Raw genomic sequence first — 24,360 nt, 5'->3', positions numbered from 1 at the left:
AGGCAAAGGCTTGAAGTCGGGTACTTCACACAAAAGCGACATATAGAATTGTACAATATGAAAGGGAAGTACCTTATGTGGCACTTCCCTTTTTTCACGTTGTATTCAACCATTTATTCTTTCTTGCAATCGCATAAATAATAGCACACCAAGCAAATATAATGGCAATAAATGTCCATGATTGTCCTGTGACAGCCATAAGCGGTGCAAACGTAATAACTAAAATTTCAATAGGAGATTCCGGTATATACGCAATACCATAGTCATCTAAAGCTTCACTTTGCATTTTGGGATCGACTACGCGTAAAAGGGCAATGCCCATTGCGACCGTTCCGGTTCCCCACCCCCATGAAAATAATCCTTTTTCAAAGGCATACGTTTTAAAGAAATGAGGAGCGAGCCATTTAAAGAAGACGAAATTGTATAAAATACCAAAGATAAACAACAACAGCAACGGCCCAATATAGCCTGCTACAACATCTACTTGAATCGAAGCAATACCAAATACGACTAAAACATCTGTTGCTGTTCCGTTAATACGGTCAATATTTTCTTTTTCTAAATATTGATCTGCATTTGTTTTCGACAATATAAAATTAATGACTAAACCTACTAAAAAAGCAGTAGAAAATACCGGAATGGCGGCACTACCAACTAACCCTTCAATCCATTTACTCGCAAAGTAGCCAAGAGCTGTAATCATAGCAACTAACGCAATATGAAGTGCGAGAGGGTCAATATTCATAGGTGACACTGTTTCGGTCGCAGAAGATTCACGTTTATGCTTTGGAATAAGACCTGTTCGTAACTCATCTGGTAAATCTTTAAAACTAGTCAAAAAAGAAGTCTTTCCTTTTTCTGCACCATTTTTAATAAATAACATACCAATGACGATGGAACAAATAATCCCAACGGTCGCACTTGTCATGCCAAGTGAAGTCGCTTCTTCCCAGCCATAATTTGCAAAAGATTCGCCAATTGCTGCTGCAGTACCATGTCCCCCAACAAAACCTGCTGCTAATACTAAACCAAATCCATCATGAATATTGCTGAATAATGGTTGTAATAAAATAACAGTGATTAACATACATAATGCCCACATTAATGAAAAAAGCCATGTAGAATACGTAAACATACTACCGATTCGGCTAGCTAACTTTCGGATATCAAATTTCGGACCTAATAACGGCAGACAGGCAAACACAACTGCAATTAACATCCCTGGATAGGCTGAAATTTGATCTGAGAATGGCAAAATATCGACACCGCTAGGACCTAATAAAAGACCTAATAAACCGGCAATGATACTAGCTGGCAAAAATAACTTCTGGAAAATGGGAATCCAGACACGCAATAATACACCAAGTAATAATAGGAAAGAGACAACCCCTACATCAATTAAAAACTGCCAGACTGAAAAATCCATCACGTCACCTCTTATAAAATAATATACCCAAAATGGCATACCAAGAATCTATCTTACCATAATAGATAGCGTGTTTTAATTAGTTAAAATGTTCGTAAAAGAGTAATTTCAAACATTTTGTATTAAAAGTATTTTTATAGTGTACTATCTCAATGTAATACATAGGTGATTGTTAGCAAAATGTTGCGGACAAGATGTTATCAACTATTGATAACATCAAACAGCAGTTGAAAATTTGGACGTTCAATTTATTTATTGTAAAAACGTATACGCTTGATGAGATGGAGCTTCTACTACGACCACTTGTTAATTTTAAATCGGCTCGTTAGAAAATAGCTATGAGCTCAAGTAGCGTGTTTTGGATACAACATAGTTGAGAATAAGTGCCAAACAAGGACCATCAACGCACGAAAAAATCATCCTTTAGTAATCATCTCGTATATGTTGTCAACGAAAATTTTTATTTACAATAGAAATATCATATCGTTACGATTTTTGCGCGATCACTTTTGCCCTTTTTCACCCAAAACAGGACAAAAGCGGTCGATTCTGACGCTCTGAGGGGCATTTTTTTGCACGAAATTTTTCAGTGGAAATTCGATTTTGTCATTTATTCAAAAAACGACAACTTACGCCATAAAAGCAGTGATCTCGTTGCAGCACTGTGTTGAAAACGCCCATTAATGAGCAAAAATGGTTCAAATTGCGGCTCTAACGGGCACTTTTTGTCCGCTTTTTAAGAGGCCTTGTTATGAAGTTGTTGTAACTATCTCCACGTTTATGCTACTTATTTGAGAAATGGACATTGTAACGCGAATAATTCGCATTTTTCTAGGTTTATTTTCTTAGTGCTGACGCATATTTAGAATTATGTTGTATCCAAAACACGCTTTTCGAGGTGATGAGCGATTTCTGAATCGCATATTGGTATTAGCTTGTTTTTATGACTGCATTGCTTATTTGTTCAAACTTAAAATGAACAAGAAAAAAAGAAGTGCACGAAGCACTTCCTTTCTTAGTCAATCGTTTAAATAATTAAGTGTTGCTTGTTGCTGCGATGGCTAATGCACGCTCATCAATATCGAATTTAGGATGATGATGTGGATATACTTCTGTCCAGTTAGGATTTTTCGCACCTGTAAAGAAAAAATTACCGGGTATTTTTTGAAGGTAATAGGCAAAATCCTCTCCGCCCATTTGTGGCTCACAAATTTCGATTTGAACATTTGGCATAGCACTTACTGTCTTAACTATTTTTTCCGTTTCATTAAGATGATTAACGACCGCAGGATAGCCTCTAACGTATTCGTATGTGTAGCTAGCTTGCATATAAGAACATGTAGCTTTTAAAAGTTCTTCTAATTCTCGTTCAATCAAATCACGTTCTTCTTCATTAAACGTACGTACCGTTCCTTTTGTCCTTGCGCATTTCTTTTTTTAGTTCCTCTTTTCTAAAGATTTTTATATTATAAAAATTAACTTTAGTAAACCTTTTAATTTCATATAAAGTTAACTAGGTTATATAAAGATAACTTAATATATCATATTAGATAATTATCCTATACTTGAAGTATTTTCGCTAATACCGATAAGACCCCATTACGCGTATTAGCAATTATAAAGAATGCATCTATGAATTGAAGAATACGGATAACGAAAAAAAGCTAACCTTTATGATTAGCTTTCTGCCGTCATCACTGATTTCCGGCGATACACACTTAATACAAGACCAATTAAAATCGCGTTTAACATCATCGGCGTTATGCCGTAACTAATGAACGGCAATGGTACTTCAAGAATTGGTAAATAGCCGAGAACCATTAAGATGGAATAAATACTTTGAAAGCTGTAAAGTGCAACAGCGGCCAATGCAAGCATCTTACCAAAAGATAGTGGCATCGTGCGGAAAATCCACAAAATACGGCTGGCGACACCTAGAAGAAGCAAGATAATAACAATACTAACGCCGAAACCGACTGCTTGAATAATTTGTACGAACGCATAAATCGTGTGTGCTTCACGAAAAGCAATCGGTGTTTCAGCACCAAACCACCCCGAATTAGCGATAATTTTTTGTAAATTTAAATAATCATATCCCTCCGCATCTGCATACATTTGCGGCGAGAAAAAACCATTTAAACGTGCTAGCTGATACGGTGCCAATTGATTCGCATAGAGATCAAAAAATAAGATACAGCAGCCCAAAAATGCAATACTAAGTCCACCGATTACTTGTTTAATTTTGCGTGTAAAACGACTAAAGAAAAATAATACACTCATTACCGCTGTATAAATGAACGCGAGCGCGAGGTTAGGTAATTGTAAAATCAACCATATTGGCAGCAAACATATGAACATAGCTTGCCACAATTTAAACGATGGTTTGGTGAAAAAATGTGCCAATGCAACTAGTAGAAATGGCAAGGCACTCCATCCTGAAATAGCTAGTGGGCCAATCGCAAACATTGCTTCCCCGTTTCTTGCTGTATTTGGCATGAAGGCAAGCATCGCTAAAAGAAGGCAACCTAAACTATATAACAACAAACTGTATCGCTGCATTTTACGATAATCATAAAACATTAAGCTTGTGATAGTTAGCAGTCCAACTATCGTATGGAAAATTTTATTTTCGATAAAGTAGCCTTGCATACCATCGCCATACATTATGCTAGAATCAAATGTCATAACCGGAATAAATCCAGCTAATATAAGGAAACAGATTGTGCCGATTAGCCAAAAATCCCATTTCGGACGGTGGATTTTGTTCATTGACTTCCCGAGCTTTGCGGCAGAGCCCATTTCCATAATCGCTTTTTGTTCCGCATCTGCTGCGCTATAGCCTCTTTTTTCCCACGCCTGCTTAGAAACTTTCAAATGATGCCGTAGTTCTTTTTCGACGTGGATTTTGGCTTCTTTTGAACGAATATATTCGGTAACTTGCTGTAAAAATTGCTCACTCGACATGAAGGCGTGCCTCCCAACGTAATTTTTTGGTTGCGTCCTCTTGGAGCTGTTTTTTTCCTAACTTTGTTAGTTGATAATATTTAACATCCTCTTCCCAGCGTGCAGTAATAAATCCTTGTTGCTCGGCCTCATGTAAAATTGTATACACATCTCCTTCATTTTCATGTAGTTGCGTCCACCCTTTTGCATGTAACAACTCAGTTAACATGACGCCTGACTTTTCTTCTAACAATAACGATAACATGAGCTGCTCTAACGAAGCTTTTTCCATTTGTGCGCGCACTTGACTACGGTGTTTCGCTGTAAATGTCGCATGGCTAAAAGCGGTATGTTCAAGTGATTTTTTTAATTTTTTCAAACGATCTTCCATATTATGCACGCTCCAATTGTTTTTTGAGTAATTGCTTCGCTTTTCGTAGACGCGTTTTGACAGTATTTTCATTAATTTGCAAAATAGCGGCCATTTCTTTCATCGATTGCTCTTCGTAATAATGTAAATAAATGACTTCCCGATATTTTACAGGTAAGGTAAATACAGCGGTAGCTAGCTCTGTATCTTGAAAATTTTGCAGCACTTGTTGCTCAACGCCATGCCCACTCTCGATTTGTGCAAATAAATCATCAGCCGTCGTTTCGACATTTTTGGCATACCAGCTTTTCAAATAATCTTTTGTATGATTAATAGCAATACGCCACAGCCATGTTTTTAATGATGACTGATATTGAAACGTTGGCAATGCTTTAAAACATTTCAAGAAAATTTCTTGTGTTAAATCTTCGGCTAGTGAAAAATTATGTACATATTGTAAAACGAGATGCAAAATATCTTGACCATAGTCGCCCATTAATTCGTCAATAATCGCTTCATCTGTGATTTGTTCCAATGAATAACTATCCACATCTTCTCCCCCCCTCAATTGATTAGACGAGTGCCAATTTACGAAAGTTTGTTTTTTTAATATGATACTATAAAGAAAAGGAGGTTGAATGTAATGGCATTTTACGAAGAGTTAGACATGAAACATATTCATACAAAATTAGCGCATTTATCGCCGCAAGATATTGAGCTGTTAGTGAAAGCTTATTACGAAGAACGGATGCCGGTCGTTGATTTGATTGCCTACTATGCACTTGATGTACAGCCAAATACATTGACGCAATATTTTCCGGATGCCATTATTCATGAATATTGCGAAATTTGTAGTCACACGCCGCTTCTATTACCACTGCAAAATCGCACGCAAATTCGTCGTATGACCGAAATTGACACGATGCGCTACTGCCCCGTTTGTGAACATCACGATAAAATGAAGTGCCACTGTGATCATTGTTTAAAGGAGCAACGTGCACGCTACAACATGTTTCAATTAACCGACGCCGAGCTTGATGCGCAAGAACAGCAACAAATTGCGGCATTTTTACGCGAAATACGAGCGGCTAATGAGCCAAATCAATACGAGCGTTTTTATTTAACAGCACTCGTACAACTTGCCTATGACGCGGAGCAGCAACTACTATGGCCACTTGAAATGTGCGCCCAACAATTGACGCCGTCTGAAGAATTAACAGCACGTGTTTTAGCGATGCTTGTTGAGAAAGAGTTTTTATTACCAGTAGTTGAAAAAAGTTTACCAGGGGCGATTTACTGTGAAGATATCGCGTTTTTGCGGACTCTACACGACCCGAATTATTGGAGTGGGAAATGGACGGTTGCCGAGCAAGAAGCGGCCTATCAACATTATGAACAATTAAAAAAAGCACCTCCCACAATACAATATGAGCAATGTGCTTTTCAGTTAATGGTAGAGAATGACTTTTCGGTAGCGAAGCCCGCACGAAAAATGTTTTATCAACGGATGTGGAAAGAGCTTGCTACCGCGCATGGACAATTTTTTGCGACGCACTGTAATGAAGTGATCACGACGCAAGCAATCGATGATGCACTTGATGTTTACTCGATTAGCGAAGTTTATACGTTAATTACTAATCAGCAACTAGGAAAGCAAGCTCCCGATGTCGTAAAAAGTCCACGCATAAAGCCCATTAGTCGCGCAGAGGACGTGCTCTTTACGCAATTAATGGGTATTGGCGAACAAGGATTTTTCACACGCCCTACCTTTCTTTAATTTCTTCATGTAAAAACCGTTTTAACACACTCTCATATGGCGTCACATCTAAAATACCGGCCATATGACCATAAATACTTTTGTAGTGGAAATGTTCCGCGTGTTTATTAGCTGCTTTTAATACAGAAACAAATTCTGCATTGTAAGATGATGGTTGCAACAAATCATCATCACATGAAATCATCAGTACCTTTGCTTGGAAACGTGTTGCCGCTTCTTGCAACGAACCTCTTTGCCTCGCTAAGTCTTGAAGCATCGTTGCTTTGCATGTGTAATACCAATGAGTTGGCTCTAATACAGGTAAATTTTGTTTAAGCGCTTGCTGTAGCGCCACTTCATAGGTGGCCGGTGCTTGTAAAGTCGCATAGGTGGCATCGTCCTTTGGCACGCGTGGATACGTTTGTTCGTAAAACTCGGACGTAAAGGCGCCTGTATTCATCATCTGTACCGCAAGTTCTAATCCTGTTGTAGCGTCCTTTGTTGGCCAATTCGCGTCTAATTCTAACACGCGCATCGCTGGTTGTAATACGGTTAATGAAGTCCATGTCGGATTTTGAGCATTTGTGATAACGCCGGCAATACGTTGCGCAAAATCAGGAAATTCACAACCCATCTCAAGTACTTGAAACCCACCTGCAGAAGCGCCAATTGCCAAATGTAGCTGCGAAATACCAAGCTGGTCGGTTAAAAATTGGTGAGCGATTTTAGCCATATCTCGATACGTGAAAACCGGGAATGTTAAGCCATACGGTTCGCCTGTTTCGGGATTGACCGATGAAGGACCGGTCGTCACAACGCTCGGTAAATGCGGCGCTACATTACAAATATTATCAATACTCATAACAAAAAATTGATTCGTATCGATAACTTTCCCTGGTCCAATGAGCGCATCCCAGTAGCCCGGTGCTATATCATCCTCATAATATTTGCCTGCTGCGTGGCTGCTCGCACTAAAATAATGGGCTACATAAATCGCATTGTCGCGTGCTTCATTTAATTGCCCGTAAGTTTCATAGCCTAATTTTAAAGGGATTTTTTGACCATCTGCAAACGTATAATCTAACTCGAAATGCTGTTTTTGAACGATCATACTAAATTCTCCTTTGCTTCTGCTTTGTCATCTACAATTTTTGGCGTTTTTTTCGTTTCTGGTAGTAAGAATGAGCCAATGAATATTTAACAGCGTTCTCGGCTTTTTCGTACCTTCTCAACATTCTGGGCATGCGTACGGTATTGAATCGAACTCATCCCTTTTAATTTTGGCTAGATTCCCTAAGCGTCTCTTGTTAACTATTCTTTCCTTAACGTTATAGTTCCGCATAAATCTGGCGAAATCCTAAATTCTTCAATTTGATAATATTTATTGCTTAAGTATTTCTCTGATGATACTTCATTAGTTATTTTAAATCTATTAAAGTGTAAAAATAAGGCCTCTTTTCCATTTTTAATCCTATTAAAAAAAGAACCGCCTTCGCGATTCTTCTCTCTACAGCAGCATTCCTAAATGTTTTTCGAAATGCACGCCTGCTTTTGTTGGAATTTGCTGTGCAGCTGTTTCCGCAATGGCCGCCATTAAAAAACGTTCGGCTAATTGCACGGTGTCTTGCAAACTTTGCCCGCGCAATAAACCACCCATCAACACAGAGGCGAATAAATCGCCCGTACCGGAATAACTTTGACCGTTAAAAGGCTGTTTATTGTAAAAGCTATGATTTGCATCAACAAATAAATTGCCAATATAAGGTTCCGGCGTATGGGGTGGGGTGACGCCAGTAATGACGACTTGTGCCCCGGTTTGTGCATGGAGTACTTGCCCCGCCTCTTCTACCGCTTGCAGGAAGCTTTTTTCTTCATGATAATTATGTAATTTTTCATATGGAATGCCGGTTAATAAGCAACATTCTGTAATATTAGGGGTAATAATCGTCGCTTGTTTTACAAGTGCTTGCATACGTTCTAACAAACGGCTCGTATACATTTTATATAAATCACCCATATCGCCCATAACCGGGTCAACGAGCAACATCGTTTGAGGCGTTTGGAATGTCGCTAAAAACTGCATAATATTATCGACTTGCTGTTCCCCTGTCACAAAACCCGTATGGATGCCATCAAACGTTTCGTTCATTTTCCCCCACTCTGTAATGAACTGATCCATCTCTGGCGTTAAATCTTTGCAATAATAGCTATCATACGCCGTTTGTGCAGTTAAAATAGCTGTTGGAAGTGGGCAAGCCTGTACCCCCATAACAGAAAGTACAGGAATGGCCGCTGTGAGTGAGCATTTTCCAAACGATGACATATCCTGAATGACCGCTACTTTTTTCATCATTTCTCCATCCAATCTATTAAAATTCCATTTTCTTTATCTTATCATAATTTCCGATTTCAAACTGACCTTATCATTTTTTAATAAATTGGTACTTTTCTTTATGCCAGTTTTCCTTCAGAATAATCTGTAAATTACAAACTAGTGAGGAAGATGATTATGCAAAATGTAAAAGGTTATTCTGAAACGCATAATAGAACATTACAGCTCGTGATGACCGCAGTACTAATCGCGCTTGTATTTGTTTGTACGATGCTACTCAACATTAAACTTCCAATTAAAGCGAACGGCGGACTTGTGCATATGGGGACAGCGATGTTGTTCATTACATCGATTTTATTTGGACCAAAAAAAGGGGCGTACGCAGGCTCAATCGGAATGGCACTATTTGATATTGTTGGCGGCTGGTTAATTTGGGCGCCAATCACCTTTGTCGCGCGCGGCTTACAAGGTTATATTGTTGGTAAAATTGCTTGGGCAAAAGGCCGTCAAGGAAACAGTATGGTACTTAATATTATCGGTGCCGTTGTATCGATGCCAATTATGATTGCGGTTTATTATGTTGGTGAAGGGTTATTGTACAACAACTGGGTAGCGCCACTTGCATCAATTCCTGGAGATATTGTACAAAATGTTCTCGGCTTAGTTGTCGCGATTCCATTATGTGCGTTCCTATTAAAAATTCCATATTTCCAAAATAAATTACGCTAATAAAAAGACGGTGCTAAACACCGCCTTTGCAACAGCTATCAGTGTCACCGAATCAGACTTTCATCTTCGTGATGAGGGTCTTTTTTTATGGTTACGAAGTGGTACATAGTTAGCAATCCAAAAAAGGCGAATGGATTTCAATATCCATTCGCCTCCTTTCTATGGAACAGGCCCCTGATTAATCGCCGTTAAGGCTTCATTGATCTCAAAAATCTTGCCACGAATATCGGTAATACCAAAGCTTGCAAGACGTTTTGCATGCATGTCTAAATAATTTTCTGCTGTTTCTTTTGAATGGAATAAGTAAATACCGCCCGCTTCTTTTGCCGGCTCATTTTCAGTCCAAATTTTCCAAATCATACCCGGCTCTTCATTGATACTTGCTGCTAACTCAGCAAATTGTTGTGCCATGTCCTCGCCGTAAGGACCGTCCATTTTAAAATCGACTTGTAGTATATACGCCATCGTAAATCATCCTTTCTTTGCGCTCATTCTACAAAATGCTACATCAAAAATAGCCATTGTACAATTAAAAAGGACTGGCTCAAAAACGCCAGTCCCTGGAGCACCTAATGATGCAATTAAATGAAGCTTATATGGTTGTTACTGTGTTACTTACACATTGTTAACGGCTTGATACTAATTGGTTAAGTCCCGCAACATGTGTCTACGATCGAGAGATAACACATTCTCGATACGACGCCTTACTGTTAGCGTGGTACGGAATTGCATCATTATTACTTATAATGTACCCGCGTGTTTAAAACTTAAACCACTTTTTTAAAATTAATTTAAAAAAGTTGTAATTATTTTTCCGCCGCGATTATCTTGTGATACTGAAACGCTTGTGGCATCAGGAATTCTCGCTGTTTTTTGCGCCGTTGTATATTGTACAAAATAATGTTTATCAGCAATTTTTTTCGTATATTTTTGGGTCGATTGAAGGTTCTCTAAATATTCCTCTAACGTCCAATTTTTTTCATACATCAACTGACTATGCGGCAAACCAACATAACGAAAATGCCATGGCTCATACGCAATCCCAGTAATGGCTTCTTTTCCTTGTGGATAGCGCAAAATAAAGCCATATTCGTGCGCATGCTGTGCGAGCCATGCCCCTTCGGCTGTCGCATCCATCGTCCCTTGCATCGAACCAATATCAAGCGACAAGCCCGTTTGGTGCTCACTATGCCCGCGTGGTTGTGCGTATGCCTCTCCCCTGTTATCAAATAGTTGTTGCTGTGCGCGCCCGCTTCGGTACGTACTATTGATTGTAAAATGATTAATTCCATCTGCACGAGCAGCCGCAAATAATTGTTTAAGCGGCGCAAGCATTGTTTGCTGTACAGTATAATGCTCGCGAATTTGGACATTTTGTGCGATATTTTTTGGGATGGCCGTTAAATTTTTTGGGTCATGAGCCAACGCATAATCACGATTAACTAACACGAGTGTATCTTGTGTATGTTCTTCTAATGAAATCGATGTCGTTAGCGCCGGCGTCCGATTAAAAAAGAAATAGCTCGCTACAAGTACGAGTATAAGTACGAGTATAATTTTTTTCATTTGAGATTGCTCCTTCACTTTCTTTAGTATAAAAAAGAAAAATGAAGAAATAACTATCGAAATTCTTAAGGAATTATGAAGTTAATATTTATCAACGACTGCTCCTAAACTAGACGCTTTCACATAGGGCTGATTCTTTAACACAGCGAGGTCTTTTTTTGTTCCTGTCACGACGACACCAGCAATCAAGTTTTTATGCTGCCTCTTTTTCAACATGTCATAGTCCTCGTTCGAAACTGCTTGTAATGCTGTTAAAAAACGTTGTGGTGTATCAATAGGATCTTCCTCATTCGTAAGCAACGTTTGCGCGACAATCGATGTATTGTTCGTTGGCGCAGAAAAACCGTATAAGAAACCAGCTAACTCTGGAACGTCACGTTTTTGCTTTTTCATCGTAAAATTATTAACCCAATACCATGTCACATGAAGAGATGTCGGAAGTATCTTTTGTACATGTTCAAACGAATAGCTATTATCAAATGAAATCGCCATCTCCATATACTTATCATTTGGATAGTGTGTAATATGGTCTAAGTCGTTCGCATATGTTTCGTAGTGATATTGTGGTACATAATATTGCATCGCGCGTTCACCACTAGGAATTTGAATAGTTGTCGTATCATTTACCGTTGTTGTCGAGCTTGCAAAAGTCGTCGATTCAAACCCTTTATTTGTATAGTGAATTGTTTGTGTATCCCAAGGGATGACTTTATCTTCAATTACTTTATAAATTTCTTCCGTTATGGTTCCTTTTAAAAACCCCGTTGATTCAAATTGCATTTGTGTAAATGTATTAGCTTCATGCATTACAGCTTGTTCAGCCATTTTTTCACGAACAACTTCTGTCTGTATCTTTCCCATCCAATAGCGATTACCATAAAAAATCACCGCTAGTATCACTACACTCATACACAATGAAAGTAGGATGATTTTAAGAAAGGTCATACGTTTTGCTTTTTTCAATGTTTTTGTCAAATCCTTTTGATTAAATGGCGTTGTCATCTGCCATAACCTCCCTGCTCATATAATTGTTTAAATTTTGTGCGCGCACGTGCTAAATAAGTTTTAACTGTATTGATATGTAAATCAAAATAAGCTGCAAGTTGTTGATAGGACCAACCAAGTTCATACTTGCAAAGTAGAAGTTGCTTATGTAAATCTGGCAATTGCTCCAAAACAACCTTAATTTGTGCTGCTTGTTCTTGCTGCAGTAGTTGTTCTTCAATAAGCATAGTTGATGATTTTAACGCATCGTCCAATTCGATATAATCAAATTTCTGCGAACGGCGGCATTGATCATAAAAAAGATGGATTGCCGCTTTAAATACCCATGCTTTATACTTCTCAGGCTCAATCGCAAGTAAATTCATCATTGATTTGTATATTGCATCTTGTACAATATCCTTCGCTTGCTCCGCGTTAGCACCTATTTTAACTAAGTAAAAATAAACATCATTCATTACTTGAATTAGCTGTTCATCTGCAATCTCGTCCACTAGCCTCGCTCCTTTCCACCTATTAAACGAATGAAGCGTGAAAAAGTATACATTTTCAAAAAAAAAAACCGCCACTCGCGCGATTCCTTATCTCACATATACGTTATATTGCCGTGGCTGTTGAAATCCAAGCTTTTTTGCTAAATTCATCGAAGCGGTATTATCACTATCACAGTCCCAATGCGGTGTTCGTTGTTGCTCTAGGCAGTGGTCAATAAATGCCATCGCTAGTTGCTTCGCAAGCCCTTCCCCTCGGTAAGCTTCCGCTGTAAAAATATCAATTTCTGAAACGGTAGCGGACTGAAAAATCGCCGTCGCCTCACAAATCACTTGCCCGTTATCGACCATGCAAAAACCACTTCCTGCCGCAAGAAATTGCTCAACAGAGCCCCAATACTCGGCGTAGTAATTCGCGTTAAATTCTTCTGACTGCGCAATGGTTGCCGCCGTTATCGGTGTTATTCGATAGCGTGGTTCACTCCGTAGTAGAGCCTCATAACGCGTGCTATCTAATGTATAGGCATCGCGCGTGACTTTTCGTAACATCTTGTGCCCCTCTAATACTTGTTGCCAAGAAGGGTCTGACACAAATAACGTAAAACGCCCTGTTTCATTCATGCATTGTTCTAAAAATTGAAACAGCGTCTGTTCTACGGGGCCAGAAACAAAATAAAGCCCTGATGCGGTTTTCACGACGTAGCTATTATTCACGCAAAAAACACTACCTGCAATGACTTGCCCTAAAACACTCGCGACAAATGTCGGCGCGTGTTGCAGTGTGACATGTTCCAATTGCTCTATTCTTAACGGTTTTATTAGATCCTTATCGCATTTAGCAAGCTGTTTACAATCACTTTCATGCATATCTTCACTTCTTTTCCTTGTAGTAATTTGATTATAACATATGGCATTTGTTAATTATTGGATAGTTAGCATATAATACTAATAGGGGGTGTGACTATGATTAAAACCGTCGATTTAGAGTTATTGCTACAGTCGATTATTGAAACATCAAATAACAACATTACGATTACCGATCAATACGGCTTAGTACTTTTCACAAATGAAGAACATTGGTATTTATATGGCATTGACAGTATGGATTCAGTGATTGGTAAAACCGTCTATGAACTTGAAGAACAGCAAATTTTAAAGCCGTCTGTCATTTCCGTCGTTATTCAGACACAGCGTAAAGTACAAGCGATGCAAGAAACACGTACAGGCCGTTTTTTAATGACGACGGCCTATCCTATTTTTAATGACGATGGCACACTGTTATATGTGATTTGCTATACGCAAGACCAGATGAATATTTTAAATTTGCATGAAGATTACGACAAACTACAACGCAAGCTTGAAAGCGTACAAGCAGAAATGAACTCGATGCGGCCAAAATCGCAAGTTATGTATCGCAGTAAAGCACTTGAAAATGTCTTAACGACGCTCCATCGCGTGGCACATACCGATGCTGCTGTGTTGATGCTTGGGGAGTCCGGTGTTGGGAAAAGTATGCTTGCGCGCGACCTTCACAATCAAAGTAATCGCGCAAACGAGCCATTTATTGAAGTAAACTGTAGTACCATTCCTGAAACATTGTTCGAGTCTGAAATGTTTGGCTATGAATCTGGCGCGTTTACAGGCGCAAGTAAACAAGGGAAAGCCGGATTGATTCAACAAGCGCATCAAGGCACATTATTTTTAGACGAAATTGGCGAAATGCCACTGACGATGCAAGTGAAAATGTTAAAGGTATTGCAAGAGAAAAAATTGAAGGCGATTGGCAGTCAAAAAGAGCGCAAAATCGATTTTCGCTTAGTGACCGCTACTAATCGGGACTTGCGAAAAATGGTTGATGAAGGAAAGTTCCGCTTGGATTTGTATTATCGTTTGAATGTTATTTCAGTCGATATTCCACCATTAAGGCAACGTCCTGAAGATATTACTGCGCTCGTCCATTACTACTTAGAAGAAATGAATCAAAAATACGATACGTTGAAAAAATTGCATCCGCTGACATTTCAAGCGTTTTTAGATTATCATTGGCCCGGCAATGTACGCGAGTTAGAAAATGCGCTTGAACGCCTCGTATTAACGACCGATAGCTATATGCTAACGCCAGACCAATTACCCCCGGAAATGCTGCAACAAGCGATGCCCTCTCCTACTTACTTAGCGGAATATGAATCGCTTAATTTGAAACAAACGCTCGCATTTGTTGAACGTCAATTGCTTGAAAAAGCGCAAAAGCAGGCGTCAACGACATACGAAATGGCTAAATTATTAGGCATTAGTCAGCCATCAGTCGTCAGAAAATTAAAAAAAATCTAACACAAAAAAGAGGAATCGCCATGTAGCGACTCCTCTCTTTTTATTTACCAATGCGCCACGGTACGTTTCTCCATTGATTCACGATATTGTGCGGTCGAAATTGGCAACACATCATTCGTTGTGTAATCCATAATCACACCATATTTACGCACGACATCCATTTGGTCAATGTCACCTGCACGGTATAAGCGCTCAACTTCTTTTGGATCTTCATTAAACCAGGCATTACGGTTGTTGCGAATATAGTCACGCTCACGTTGCGTTGCTTCATAATCAATTTCAAACTGATCTAAATCGCGATCAATTTCTTGAATGATGACACCATAATCTTTACGTGCACGCTCAATTGATACATACTCATCAATAACATCTTCTAGCACCGCATACATATCGCGCTCTAGCGGGTCACCTAGACCACCGCCGCCCGCTGCTGGACGCGTAAATGTATCCCCTTTTTGAAGCGGTACATTTGAGAAAATCGTTCCTAAAAATTGCTCTGAGTCGCTCCCTGGGTTTAGCACAGCGCCTTGTGGAATCGATGGCAAACCACCCATAATGCCCCACGTAATCGAACGCGAACGGTCACAGCAATAAGACATGACGGTCCCTTCAATATCTGTTAATTGGCCACCTTTTTCAACACCACAACCACCGCGGTATTTACCTGGACCTGCTGAATCGGTAATGATTTCATGCTTTGTCGTTAAAACAGGTGATAAACGCTCCTGCCCTTCACAAGGTTGCACACTTAAGCCAACACCAAAGACTGGCGACGTTGTATTAGCGCCGTCGCGGTCAATACGACCACCATGTCCACCAGCCATCCAGTCATACCACATGAAGTAATCGCGGGCATCATTACGCGTATCGTAGCCACCAATGAGTAAATACTCTAAGTTAAATGAGCAAGCTAATGCCCGTTCTGGCATAATATTTGACCATAACTCGAAGCACGCATTCATAATTTTTTCAAATGAACCCGAGCAATAACCAGAAACCGCGACAGGGCTCGGCGCATTGACCACCGAATTTTCCGGCAGATGCGTTTTTACGACACGGTAGAAGCCCGAATTCAATGGGATTTCAGGGAAGAATGTTTTCGTTCCGGCATATGTGCCCGATAAAGCCGAGCCAAAACCAGCATTTAAGAAGCAGCTAATATACGGATGTGAGCCGGATAAATCGTATAAAATTTCATCGTCGGTAATCGTCATTTTCACGCGAATTGGAATTAAACCATCGCCCACTTCTGGATCCATATCAATATAATCGACTGTTTCCCATGTGCCTTTTGGTAATGTTTTCACTTTCGCACGCGTCAAGCGCTCAACATAATTTTGTACTTCGCTAAACGCCTCAAGCACCGTTTCAACGCCATATTTACGAATCATCGCTTGCAGCTGTACTTCGCCAACTTTTGCCGCTTCTACTTGCGAACGTAAATCACCTAAACGCTCTTCAGGAAGTCGCATATTTTTCACGATAATGTTCACAACATCTTTTAAATATTGCCCTTTGCTATAAATACGCACTGGTGGAATACGCATGCCTTCACCATAATGCTCTTTTGCCGTCACATCAAACGAACCAGGGTTAGAACCACCAACATCAGCCCAGTGACCATTTGTTTGCATCAGCGCAATCAGACGGCCTTCATAAAAGACAGGATAAATGACACGCGTATCGCTAAAGTGTGTACCGCCACGATATGGGTCATTGACAAGGAAAACGTCGCCAGGGTGAATATCATCGCCGAAATCTTCCAGTACCGCTTTGGCCGTTAAATGTAACGTCCCTACGTGTACCGAAATATCTTGCGTTCCTTGCATAATCGTATTTCCTTCAGCATCACAAAGTGCACAGCTAAAGTCGCGGTTATAAATAACGAACGAATAACATGTACGCAGCATTTGCTCTGCCATTTGGTCAACCAGATTCACAAAACCATTTTTCAATACTTCAAACGTTACCGGATCTAATGTACGAGTTGTCTCCATTCAAACGCCCCCTGATTAATATTCTGTTGTTACAGAAATAATGATATTTTTATATGCATCCACTTTTGCCACAAATCCCGTTGGAATAACAGTCGTCGTATCTAACTGGTCAACAATCGCTGGCCCTTCAATCACTGCACCAACCGGAATAAGCTCACGATTATAAACATTTGCTTCAACAAATTCATTATTAAAGTACACTGGACGCGTTTCTTTTAACGCAGCCTCTAATTGACCTTGTGCTTCAAACTGTGGTAATTCCGGCTTTGGCACCGTCCCAATCGCTGTAACACGAAGTCCATAAATTTCCACTGGTTGGTCCTCATCTGAGAATGCAAATTCACGCGCATGCTCTTCGTGGAAGCTTTCTAAAATTGGTAATAGCGACTCAAAATCATCTGGTACCGGAATCGCTAATGAACGCCATTGCCCTTTGTAGCGCAAGTCTAAGTAATTCATTAATGTTGAACTTTCATCTGAAATGCCTTCTTCTTCAAGGAGGATTTTCGCTTCTTTTTTCATTGCTGCAAACTGTTCAAGTAGCTCAGCAGCCGTTGTATCTACAGCATTTTTCACGTATGTTTTTGAAATATCATGACGCACGTCAACAAGCAGACAGCCCATCGCAGCCGCAACACCAGGGTGTGGTGGTACGATAACGATTGGAATATTCAAATCTTGTGCAAGCTCTGCACCATGAAGCGGGCCAGCACCACCAAATGCTACAAGCGCAAAGTCACGTGGGTCGTAACCTCGGCGAACCGAAATCAGTCGTACCGCATCGCTCATATTAGCATTAGCTACTTCAATAATAGCGCTTGCTGCTTCTTCTAATGAATAACCAAACTCTGAAGCGATTTTTTGAACTGCCGCATCTGCCTTATCTTTATCTAATGTCATCGAACCGTCGAGTAATTTGACACCTAAACGGCCTAGCACTAGGTTGGCATCAGAGTTTGTTGGCTCCGTACCACCACGGCTATAACAAGCAGGTCCTGGCATTGCCCCCGCACTTTGTGGTCCATTGCGCAGCGAACCGCCTTCATCCTTCCATGCAAGACTACCGCCACCGGCACCAATCGTTAAAATTTCAATACTTGGGAAACCGATTGGATAACCGTATTCAATCGCCCAATCTTTTGTAATACGAATTTCGCCATCATGCATTAATGAAATGTCGGTACTCGTACCACCCATATCTAAACCAATCGCATTGTCGAAACCGCATAATTTTGCGATATGTTTACTTGCAATAGCACCAGCCGCAATACCTGAACTTGCTAGACGTGCCGCAAATTTTGGTACCGTACTTGATGTCATTACCCCACCGCCTGAGTGAAGCACTAAAATATCTTCTTCGTAACCGCGGTCATGCATTTCCACTTCAAGCTTTTTAATATAGCGACTCATAATCGGTCCTAATACCGCATTGATGATGGTCGTGCTCATGCGCTCATGCTCAAACATCTCTGGCAATACTTCACTTGATGTACAAACGTAGACACCTGGCAATTCTTCTTCGATAATTTTTTTCGCTTTTAATTCATTTTCACCATTCATATACGAATTGACAAAACAAATCGCCACTGATTCGGTTTCACGACGTTTCAACTTACGCGCAAGAGTACGCATTGCTTCTTCATCTAATGCTTCTAACACATTGCCTTCATAATCAACGCGCTCTGGCACTTCAAAGCGATCGCGGCGCTTAATATAAGGTTTTGCTGTATCTTCATACATATCCCAAATATCTTCTTTTGTTCCGCGACGAATTTCTGTCACATCGCGGAAACCTTTCGTTGTGACAAGAGCTGTTTTTGGTAATTTACGCTCAATTAATGCATTTGTGCCAACCGTTGTACCATGAGAAAATACTTTAATGTCCTGCCCTTTTAGCTGTGCTTTATCAATACCATCTAAAATCCCTTGTTCAGGATTTGCTGGCGTTGAGGAAGTTTTCGTTACAAAAACCTCACCTGTTTCTTCGTTAAATACAAATACATCTGTAAACGTACCACCTACATCAATTGCTAATCGACTTTGAACCATGTACTTCGCCTCTTTCATGTTGGATTTAAATTTTTACTGAACCGTAAACAACCTTCTCTTGTTGCTACACCTTACTTAATGCAAGAATAATGCCAAACTTAAAAAGACTGAAAAATCGGACTTATTAATCTTTATCGATTTATAACTGAATCAATTAAACGGATTTTCGATTTATTTATGAATGATTGATTCATAAGTGAATCAATTTAGCCATCAAAAAAGACACTGCCTCTAATGTGGCAATGCCTTTTCTTTCATTCGTTTACGTTCTATTCTTGTTACGAGACTTATTCGTAATACCCTTCCGTTGATTTTCTAAACGATTTAAATTGCTCAGCATCGTGCCCAAACCAAACTTCACTCTTATGCTCGTGTGCAAATTGATGAATACGTTCAACCGTTTGATTGTAACCAACCGAGTCATACAAAATACCCGGCGGCTTAATTGGCGGTCCATACGACTCTTTTGTGTAAACCGCATCGGACGCGAGGAGCACGTTACCATATCCCGGTAACTCTACATGCAGCCCTAACATACCATACGCGTGGCCCGGTCCAAAGTTAATAATTTTAATGCCTTCGACAAGCTGTAGTTCTTTTTGCCACACCTTAACCGTGCGCCAGCGCAATTGTTTTTGTACCCAACTCATGACGTCTGCCCAAATATACGCCCCCATATCTCGCGTCATCGCAAAAGATTTCATCACACTCGCAAGTTCTGCGTCATGGACGATAATTTCAGCATTCGTAAATAACTCTAAACAACCCGCATGGTCCAAATGCAAATGCGATGCTACGACATACTTAATATCCTCTGGCCGCACCTTTAGTTGTTCTAAACGATTAATTAAATAACATTCCTCTGTCGCAAATGTCGGAAACGCACGTCGTATCCCCTCTGGCCATGGTCCATCCTCATTCATACTGTCGGGATTACACCCTGTATCAAACAAAATTTTCCCTTCTGGATGATCGATTAGTACAGCGTAAACCGGAAATTCTACAAATTCTGCTGGCTTTGTAGGTGCATCAATTGTTGCTGGATTATGCATCGCAATCATGTAATTTTTGTCCATTTTCATCGTCCCTGTATCTAATACGTACAACTTTTTATTTTGACACATTTCGCCACCCCTTTGCTTCCAATTTAGTTCTCCCTTTTTTACATTCTATCAAATTTTTTGTTTTAAAGACAGTAATTATCAGAAAATTTAAATTATAATGCGGTGGATCATGAATAAAAAGCTCGTCCATTAAGCAGACGAGCTTTTTTCGGTTATGGCATAAATATAGAGCGATATCAAAACCATTATGCCAACGACAATTCCCGTTCCTGTACTCATTAAAGCATGATCATTCGCAACCGAGACACCGATTAATGCCCATGTGATGACGGCTAAGAAATATAAATCTCGTGAAACTTTGACGGCAAGTATCGCTAATGCCGCGGCTAAAATAACAAGGACAAAAGAGCCAAATAGCTCGTTAATTCCAAGGGTGACCCCATTATATTTTAAGACGTAGCTAATATTGGCAATCGTTGCTACTGAAATCCAGGCTAAATAAATCGAGAATGGTAACCGTTTGGCAAAGGTCTGTTCGTTATTTGTATAGTTACTGTAAATAAAGATGAGTGTGACAAGTAATAAGAGCATAAAAACAATCGAAGTATTGAAAAATTCAAAATGCCAACAGATGAGCCAGGCGATATTCCACACACAACTCGCAATAAAAGCAAAACCAATTTTACGGTCTACATCATGACGTCTCATTGGTTTATAAATCATCATTAACCAAATGATAAGTAGTATATAAATAACAGACCAAATTGAAAAGACATACCCAGTAGGCGTAAAGAGGACGTCGAGCTTATTAGAAATCTCTCCTGTCGTTTGATTGTTCAATGGAATAATATTTGCTAATGCATTCATCGCAATCATTACAATTAAACTAATCCACATCGCTAAATAGAGCGTCATGTTTTCCCTCCTTTTGAAATCTATACCCAAAAGTCAATTAAGTTAACAACAAACCGGAGAAAAAACTTGTATTTTCATCATAACTTACCTTCATTCTGCCTTTAAAAGCAACAACTGTCTCGGCAACATTCTAGGACCGATTCAGCCTTACGACCAATTTGCCGTAAGGTCTCTAAAAATTAAACCCTCGCGAAAAATTAGATTTCACTCTAATTGGTTCGGGTGGTCTAGCACTTCCGCTAAATAGATGTGCTTTTTTATTCAACCTTCTACTTTTGCAAGACGCGTATCTAAACGCTCGCGCCAATCATCGGCCAACGCCTCAACGGCAATCATTTTTCTCATTCGTGCTGCATCTTTTGCATGATGAAAATATGTTTCATTGCCAAATAATACTGTAATATTAGCAGGGTCTTTTTTGAGCAATGTCATGTTAGAATCGCTACGTACGACGCCCTCTTCTAACACGCGGCATAAATAGCCCGTAAAACCCGTCTCAACCATGCGCTTCATCATTTGCGCCTGTCCTACGCGGCGATTAATTGTATTACAAGGGATACGACCTTGTGTCACTTGAATAACAGCATCTCCTAGCTGATAAATGTCACCAATGGCAACATCCGCTTCCAATAAGTTGGCTACCGTCACATTTTCCCCAAATGCAGATGGCGGCAATGCTGTGCCAAATTCTTGTTGCCACTGTGCATAATGTTCATATGGATACACGCACACAGCACGATCTAATCCCCCGTGATGCTTTAAATCTGCGACGCCATCACCATGAAAGCCATCCTTTGATAAATAGGCTTCCTCGACCGCTTCCTTACAAATCGCCGTCTCCATTACTTTTTCTGTCCCGTAATTCATTTGCTTTGGTTTCCCAATTGAAAAATATGTTAACGCTGGCATACTATTCCCCCTTATTTCTTTCATTGTATACAACCCCGTATTAAAAGAAAAGCCCATTATGCTATACTAATGTTAACGTATATACAGCGAGTTAACCCGCTATACATCACAATTTGTTAACTAGGGAGTGGCAATAATGGCAGATAAAACGATGGGATTTAAAATCACCGAAGAAATGCATGATAAAACGAAAAAAATTATCGAGGATAGTGGCTATTCAGCAAAAGAATGGCTTGAAAAAGCGGTCGCACTTTATCAAGTCCAAACAATGAAAGAAAAAGCAACGGAATTTACACCAGATTTAGATGAATTAGAGCATCATACACAACGCATTTACACGCTTGTTGCGAATATGATTGAACGCTCAGGCTATTTGCGTGCACAAGCAATTAGCGATTCTACCGAGCTTGTAAAACAAAAAGACCGCACCATTGCAGACTTACAAAAACAAGTGCAAGAAAAAGATGCGGCTGTTGAATCCATGAATACACAATATGACGAGTTAAATGATGCCATCGCAACACTTGAAGAAAAAAATCATGAACTGGCAAGTACGATGGGCGATAAGCAAGCATTAATTGCTAGCTACAGTGAAAAAATGAACAACTTAGAAGAAGAAGTCGCTTCTTACAAAGGGCTACGCAATGACCTCGCTTTAGCAAAACAAGAGCATACGGCATTAGTAGCGGCGCATAAAAAAGAATTAAAAGAACAAGAGGTCGAGCTTCAAAAGGCGTATCAACTAAATCACGATTTAGAAAATCAACTGCAAGCGATTGAAGCGACACATGCTAAAGATATCGAGCTTGTGCGCATGCAAGAGTCTGCTGCAAAAAATAATGAACTTGTCGCCATGAGTCGCGAACATCAGCAAGAAATTAATCGTTTACATGCGATGTACAATGAACGTATTCAGACACTTTTAACAAAATCGGAAGAAGACGCTGAAAAATAAGTTTAATTAATTTTTAAAAATAGGTTTATATACTACGGATAATGGTTATATTATAAGTGTACTTTTCATATTCTTCTCTTTTAGCCGTCTAAGTTTCGACTTAGGCGGCTCTTTTTTTGTTAATTTAAGCCGAGGCGCTTCATCCGATACTGCAAGCTTTGGCGGCTAAGTCCTAATTGTTTCGCTGCGAGGGTAATATGATGCTGCGTATCACTTAATACTTTTTCTAAAATGACACGCTCAGCATCAAGCAATTGCTCTTTTAATGTTTTAGAAGCATCATTTGCTAACTGCGCTAGCGGGATTTTTTGCATTTTTGACGTTTTCATACGGAAATAATAAGGCAAATGCACCTCATCAATAATTTGTTCATATTCCATACTGTTCATCGCTGATTCAATGGCATGTTCTAGTTCGCGAACATTTCCTGGCCAATCATGCTGATTGAAATGCGCCCGTACAGCCGGTGAAATCGCCTGGACATTCATTTGCAAGAGCTCATTATATTTTTGAATAAACGTATCGACTAACTTATCCAAATCATCCATACGCTCACGCAACGGTGGAATCATGAGCGCCACGACAGCTAAGCGATAATACAAATCTTTCCGCAATTTTTCATTTATAATGAGTTCAAATGGGTCTTCATTAATCGTTGCAATGACGCGCACATCTACCGCAACTTCTTGTAAGCCGCCAATACGTCGCACTTTTTTATCCTGCAACACGCGTAATAACTTCGCCTGTAGCTGTAGCGGTAATGAATTCACTTCATCTAACAGCAATGTGCCGCCTTTTGCGAGCTCAAATAATCCAGGGCGGTCCTCTGCATCTGTGAAAGCGCCTTTCGCCGTCCCAAATAAAATACTTTCCATTAATGAATCTGGCAGTGCAGCACAGTTTTGCGCAATCAATGGCTTCGCCGAACGATTACTCGCATCATGAATGCTTTGTACAAATAATTCCTTGCCCGTCCCTGTTTCGCCAATTACTAACACATTCGATGCAGTACGCGCCGCACGCTTCGCTAATTCGATGACGTCTTCTAGCGCTGTATTTGCGCCAATAATATCATCAAACTGAAACGTTGATTGTAACGCTTCTTTTTGGTGACGCAGCAGTCGCTCCATTTTTGTAACATCCGTTGCTACTTCGATTACCGCCGTCACAGCGCCGTCCTCTACGATTGGATACGTATTATTCACGGTCATGATTTTACGGCCTACATTATTAAAATACTGCTGTTTTACATTTAAAATCGCCTCGCCACTATGGAGCGCGCTCAGCAAGGTACTTTCTTCATTTTCTTGAAATTGAAAGACATCCTGAATATTTTTATGTAAGACATCACCGCTTTTCATTGCTTCTAAGGCAGACATTTTTTCATTATATACAATCGTCTTCCCGGTCGAATCAATGATATGGACACCAACATTTAAACAATTCATCGCTTCGACTAATAATTTTTCCATATGCTCACCTCTTTTCATTAGCATAGCAAAAAAAATTGGCGAATTGGGCCATT

23 protein-coding genes are annotated in these 24,360 nt (G+C 39.9%); 5 read left to right on the top strand and 18 right to left on the bottom strand.

What is annotated here, in order from left to right; translation table 11 throughout:
• Nucleotides 1–94 precede the first annotated feature (94 nt).
• Entirely contained in the window at nucleotides 95–1,426 is a 1,332-nt protein-coding gene (locus V514_RS0113340) for a sodium/glutamate symporter (protein WP_035944830.1), read from the bottom strand.
• A gap of 194 nt (nucleotides 1,427–1,620) precedes the next feature.
• Here V514_RS0113340 and V514_RS20790 point away from each other — a divergent pair, with 194 nt between their 5' ends.
• Nucleotides 1,621–1,755, top strand: coding sequence for a hypothetical protein (locus V514_RS20790; protein ID WP_268744219.1), 135 nt, complete (start codon nucleotides 1,621–1,623; stop codon nucleotides 1,753–1,755).
• A gap of 706 nt (nucleotides 1,756–2,461) precedes the next feature.
• Here the strand turns inward: V514_RS20790 and V514_RS0113335 are convergent.
• The 4 genes from V514_RS0113335 to V514_RS0113320 form a co-directional block, all read right to left on the bottom strand.
• Nucleotides 2,462–2,803, bottom strand: a complete 342-nt coding sequence (locus V514_RS0113335) for a M20/M25/M40 family metallo-hydrolase (RefSeq protein WP_029500419.1) — start codon at nucleotides 2,801–2,803, stop codon at nucleotides 2,462–2,464.
• Nucleotides 2,804–3,103: 300 nt separating this feature from the next.
• Nucleotides 3,104–4,390, bottom strand: coding sequence for an FtsW/RodA/SpoVE family cell cycle protein (locus V514_RS0113330; RefSeq protein ID WP_029500418.1), 1,287 nt, complete (start codon nucleotides 4,388–4,390; stop codon nucleotides 3,104–3,106).
• Nucleotides 4,380–4,760 (bottom strand): helix-turn-helix transcriptional regulator, encoded by a 381-nt coding sequence (locus tag V514_RS0113325; RefSeq protein ID WP_029500417.1) that lies wholly within the window; start codon nucleotides 4,758–4,760, stop codon nucleotides 4,380–4,382. Before V514_RS0113325 ends, V514_RS0113330 begins: the two co-directional genes overlap by 11 nt.
• A gap of 1 nt (nucleotide 4,761) precedes the next feature.
• Nucleotides 4,762–5,289, bottom strand: coding sequence for a sigma-70 family RNA polymerase sigma factor (locus V514_RS0113320; RefSeq protein ID WP_029500416.1), 528 nt, complete (start codon nucleotides 5,287–5,289; stop codon nucleotides 4,762–4,764).
• 93 nt (nucleotides 5,290–5,382) lie between these two features.
• On the opposite strand from V514_RS0113320, the gene V514_RS0113315 reads away from it, so the two are divergent.
• Nucleotides 5,383–6,516: a hypothetical protein gene (locus tag V514_RS0113315; RefSeq protein ID WP_029500415.1), complete on the top strand. Its 1,134-nt coding sequence runs from the start codon at nucleotides 5,383–5,385 to the stop codon at nucleotides 6,514–6,516.
• Here V514_RS0113315 and V514_RS0113310 read toward each other — a convergent pair.
• Together V514_RS0113310 and V514_RS0113305 are read right to left on the bottom strand one after the other, a co-directional pair.
• Entirely contained in the window at nucleotides 6,503–7,606 is a 1,104-nt protein-coding gene (locus tag V514_RS0113310) for an alpha/beta fold hydrolase (RefSeq protein ID WP_029500414.1), read from the bottom strand. The genes V514_RS0113315 and V514_RS0113310 overlap by 14 nt on opposite strands.
• Before the next feature lie 396 nt (nucleotides 7,607–8,002).
• Entirely contained in the window at nucleotides 8,003–8,845 is an 843-nt protein-coding gene (locus V514_RS0113305) for a pyridoxamine kinase (RefSeq protein WP_029500413.1), read from the bottom strand.
• 159 nt (nucleotides 8,846–9,004) lie between these two features.
• On the opposite strand from V514_RS0113305, the gene V514_RS0113300 reads away from it, so the two are divergent.
• The gene (locus V514_RS0113300; RefSeq protein ID WP_029500412.1) at nucleotides 9,005–9,556 is read left to right on the top strand and encodes an ECF transporter S component; all 552 of its coding nucleotides are present in this window, start codon (nucleotides 9,005–9,007) and stop codon (nucleotides 9,554–9,556) included.
• Nucleotides 9,557–9,715: 159 nt separating this feature from the next.
• Here V514_RS0113300 and V514_RS0113295 read toward each other — a convergent pair whose 3' ends face one another.
• From V514_RS0113295 to V514_RS0113275, 5 genes are all read right to left on the bottom strand, one after another.
• Entirely contained in the window at nucleotides 9,716–10,021 is a 306-nt protein-coding gene (locus tag V514_RS0113295) for a monooxygenase (protein ID WP_029500411.1), read from the bottom strand.
• Nucleotides 10,022–10,342: 321 nt separating this feature from the next.
• Nucleotides 10,343–11,122, bottom strand: a complete 780-nt coding sequence (locus V514_RS0113290) for a D-Ala-D-Ala carboxypeptidase VanY (RefSeq protein WP_029500410.1) — start codon at nucleotides 11,120–11,122, stop codon at nucleotides 10,343–10,345.
• An 81-nt stretch (nucleotides 11,123–11,203) separates the two neighbouring features.
• A complete protein-coding gene (locus tag V514_RS0113285) occupies nucleotides 11,204–12,124 on the bottom strand; it encodes an anti sigma factor C-terminal domain-containing protein (protein ID WP_029500409.1) in 921 nt (306 codons plus the stop codon).
• Nucleotides 12,121–12,618, bottom strand: a complete 498-nt coding sequence (locus V514_RS0113280; RefSeq protein ID WP_029500408.1) for an RNA polymerase sigma factor — start codon at nucleotides 12,616–12,618, stop codon at nucleotides 12,121–12,123. Before V514_RS0113280 ends, V514_RS0113285 begins: the two co-directional genes overlap by 4 nt.
• A gap of 87 nt (nucleotides 12,619–12,705) precedes the next feature.
• Nucleotides 12,706–13,482 carry a GNAT family N-acetyltransferase gene (locus V514_RS0113275; protein WP_029500407.1) on the bottom strand — a complete coding sequence of 259 codons (777 nt, stop codon included), beginning with the start codon at nucleotides 13,480–13,482 and terminating at the stop codon, nucleotides 12,706–12,708.
• 96 nt (nucleotides 13,483–13,578) lie between these two features.
• On the opposite strand from V514_RS0113275, the gene V514_RS19275 reads away from it, so the two are divergent.
• Entirely contained in the window at nucleotides 13,579–14,946 is a 1,368-nt protein-coding gene (locus tag V514_RS19275) for a sigma-54 interaction domain-containing protein (RefSeq protein ID WP_035944827.1), read from the top strand.
• Nucleotides 14,947–14,990: 44 nt separating this feature from the next.
• On the opposite strand, the gene V514_RS0113265 is transcribed toward V514_RS19275, so the two are convergent.
• The 5 genes from V514_RS0113265 to V514_RS0113240 all read right to left on the bottom strand — a co-directional run bounded on the left by V514_RS0113265 (nucleotide 14,991) and on the right by V514_RS0113240 (nucleotide 21,880).
• Nucleotides 14,991–16,943 carry a hydantoinase B/oxoprolinase family protein gene (locus V514_RS0113265; RefSeq protein ID WP_029500406.1) on the bottom strand — a complete coding sequence of 651 codons (1,953 nt, stop codon included), beginning with the start codon at nucleotides 16,941–16,943 and terminating at the stop codon, nucleotides 14,991–14,993.
• A gap of 15 nt (nucleotides 16,944–16,958) precedes the next feature.
• Nucleotides 16,959–18,992 (bottom strand): hydantoinase/oxoprolinase family protein, encoded by a 2,034-nt coding sequence (locus tag V514_RS0113260; RefSeq protein WP_029500405.1) that lies wholly within the window; start codon nucleotides 18,990–18,992, stop codon nucleotides 16,959–16,961.
• A 287-nt stretch (nucleotides 18,993–19,279) separates the two neighbouring features.
• Entirely contained in the window at nucleotides 19,280–20,116 is an 837-nt protein-coding gene (gene ahlS, locus V514_RS0113255; RefSeq protein WP_029500404.1) for an AhlS family quorum-quenching N-acyl homoserine lactonase, read from the bottom strand.
• A 129-nt stretch (nucleotides 20,117–20,245) separates the two neighbouring features.
• Nucleotides 20,246–20,971 (bottom strand): TspO/MBR family protein, encoded by a 726-nt coding sequence (locus V514_RS0113245; RefSeq protein WP_029500403.1) that lies wholly within the window; start codon nucleotides 20,969–20,971, stop codon nucleotides 20,246–20,248.
• 261 nt (nucleotides 20,972–21,232) lie between these two features.
• Nucleotides 21,233–21,880 (bottom strand): MOSC domain-containing protein, encoded by a 648-nt coding sequence (locus tag V514_RS0113240; protein WP_029500402.1) that lies wholly within the window; start codon nucleotides 21,878–21,880, stop codon nucleotides 21,233–21,235.
• 136 nt (nucleotides 21,881–22,016) lie between these two features.
• Between V514_RS0113240 and V514_RS0113235 the strand changes: the two genes are divergently transcribed.
• Nucleotides 22,017–22,835: a hypothetical protein gene (locus tag V514_RS0113235; RefSeq protein WP_029500401.1), complete on the top strand. Its 819-nt coding sequence runs from the start codon at nucleotides 22,017–22,019 to the stop codon at nucleotides 22,833–22,835.
• A 119-nt stretch (nucleotides 22,836–22,954) separates the two neighbouring features.
• Here V514_RS0113235 and V514_RS0113230 read toward each other — a convergent pair whose 3' ends face one another.
• Nucleotides 22,955–24,307, bottom strand: a complete 1,353-nt coding sequence (locus tag V514_RS0113230) for a sigma-54 interaction domain-containing protein (RefSeq protein WP_029500400.1) — start codon at nucleotides 24,305–24,307, stop codon at nucleotides 22,955–22,957.
• Between the last annotated feature and the right edge of the window lie 53 nt (nucleotides 24,308–24,360).

Origin of the sequence: Kurthia huakuii LAM0618 (assembly GCF_000505545.1) — a bacterium.
GTDB classification, from domain to species: Bacteria; Bacillota; Bacilli; order Bacillales_A; family Planococcaceae; genus Kurthia; species Kurthia huakuii.
The sequence above is the reverse complement of the archived record's forward strand: the minus strand, read 5'-3'. Positions and strand labels throughout refer to the sequence as shown.

Bases quoted from the DNA above. Each gene is read 5' to 3' on its own strand.
- V514_RS0113285 (WP_029500409.1), bottom strand. From the start codon at position 12,124: ATGACAACGCCATTTAATCAAAAGGATTTGACAAAAACATTGAAAAAA.
- V514_RS20790 (WP_268744219.1), top strand. From the start codon at position 1,621: ATGTTATCAACTATTGATAACATCAAACAGCAGTTGAAAATTTGGACG.
- V514_RS0113305 (WP_029500413.1), bottom strand. From the start codon at position 8,845: ATGAAAAAAGTAGCGGTCATTCAGGATATGTCATCGTTTGGAAAATGC.
- V514_RS0113290 (WP_029500410.1), bottom strand. From the start codon at position 11,122: ATGAAAAAAATTATACTCGTACTTATACTCGTACTTGTAGCGAGCTAT.
- V514_RS0113300 (WP_029500412.1), top strand. From the start codon at position 9,005: ATGCAAAATGTAAAAGGTTATTCTGAAACGCATAATAGAACATTACAG.
- V514_RS0113340 (WP_035944830.1), bottom strand. From the start codon at position 1,426: ATGGATTTTTCAGTCTGGCAGTTTTTAATTGATGTAGGGGTTGTCTCT.
- V514_RS0113240 (WP_029500402.1), bottom strand. From the start codon at position 21,880: ATGCCAGCGTTAACATATTTTTCAATTGGGAAACCAAAGCAAATGAAT.
- V514_RS0113245 (WP_029500403.1), bottom strand. From the start codon at position 20,971: ATGACGCTCTATTTAGCGATGTGGATTAGTTTAATTGTAATGATTGCG.
- V514_RS0113295 (WP_029500411.1), bottom strand. From the start codon at position 10,021: ATGGCGTATATACTACAAGTCGATTTTAAAATGGACGGTCCTTACGGC.
- V514_RS0113275 (WP_029500407.1), bottom strand. From the start codon at position 13,482: ATGCATGAAAGTGATTGTAAACAGCTTGCTAAATGCGATAAGGATCTA.
- V514_RS0113230 (WP_029500400.1), bottom strand. From the start codon at position 24,307: ATGGAAAAATTATTAGTCGAAGCGATGAATTGTTTAAATGTTGGTGTC.
- V514_RS0113325 (WP_029500417.1), bottom strand. From the start codon at position 4,760: ATGGAAGATCGTTTGAAAAAATTAAAAAAATCACTTGAACATACCGCT.
- V514_RS0113235 (WP_029500401.1), top strand. From the start codon at position 22,017: ATGGCAGATAAAACGATGGGATTTAAAATCACCGAAGAAATGCATGAT.
- V514_RS0113260 (WP_029500405.1), bottom strand. From the start codon at position 18,992: ATGGTTCAAAGTCGATTAGCAATTGATGTAGGTGGTACGTTTACAGAT.
- V514_RS0113310 (WP_029500414.1), bottom strand. From the start codon at position 7,606: ATGATCGTTCAAAAACAGCATTTCGAGTTAGATTATACGTTTGCAGAT.
- ahlS (WP_029500404.1), bottom strand. From the start codon at position 20,116: ATGTGTCAAAATAAAAAGTTGTACGTATTAGATACAGGGACGATGAAA.
- V514_RS19275 (WP_035944827.1), top strand. From the start codon at position 13,579: ATGATTAAAACCGTCGATTTAGAGTTATTGCTACAGTCGATTATTGAA.
- V514_RS0113265 (WP_029500406.1), bottom strand. From the start codon at position 16,943: ATGGAGACAACTCGTACATTAGATCCGGTAACGTTTGAAGTATTGAAA.
- V514_RS0113330 (WP_029500418.1), bottom strand. From the start codon at position 4,390: ATGTCGAGTGAGCAATTTTTACAGCAAGTTACCGAATATATTCGTTCA.
- V514_RS0113315 (WP_029500415.1), top strand. From the start codon at position 5,383: ATGGCATTTTACGAAGAGTTAGACATGAAACATATTCATACAAAATTA.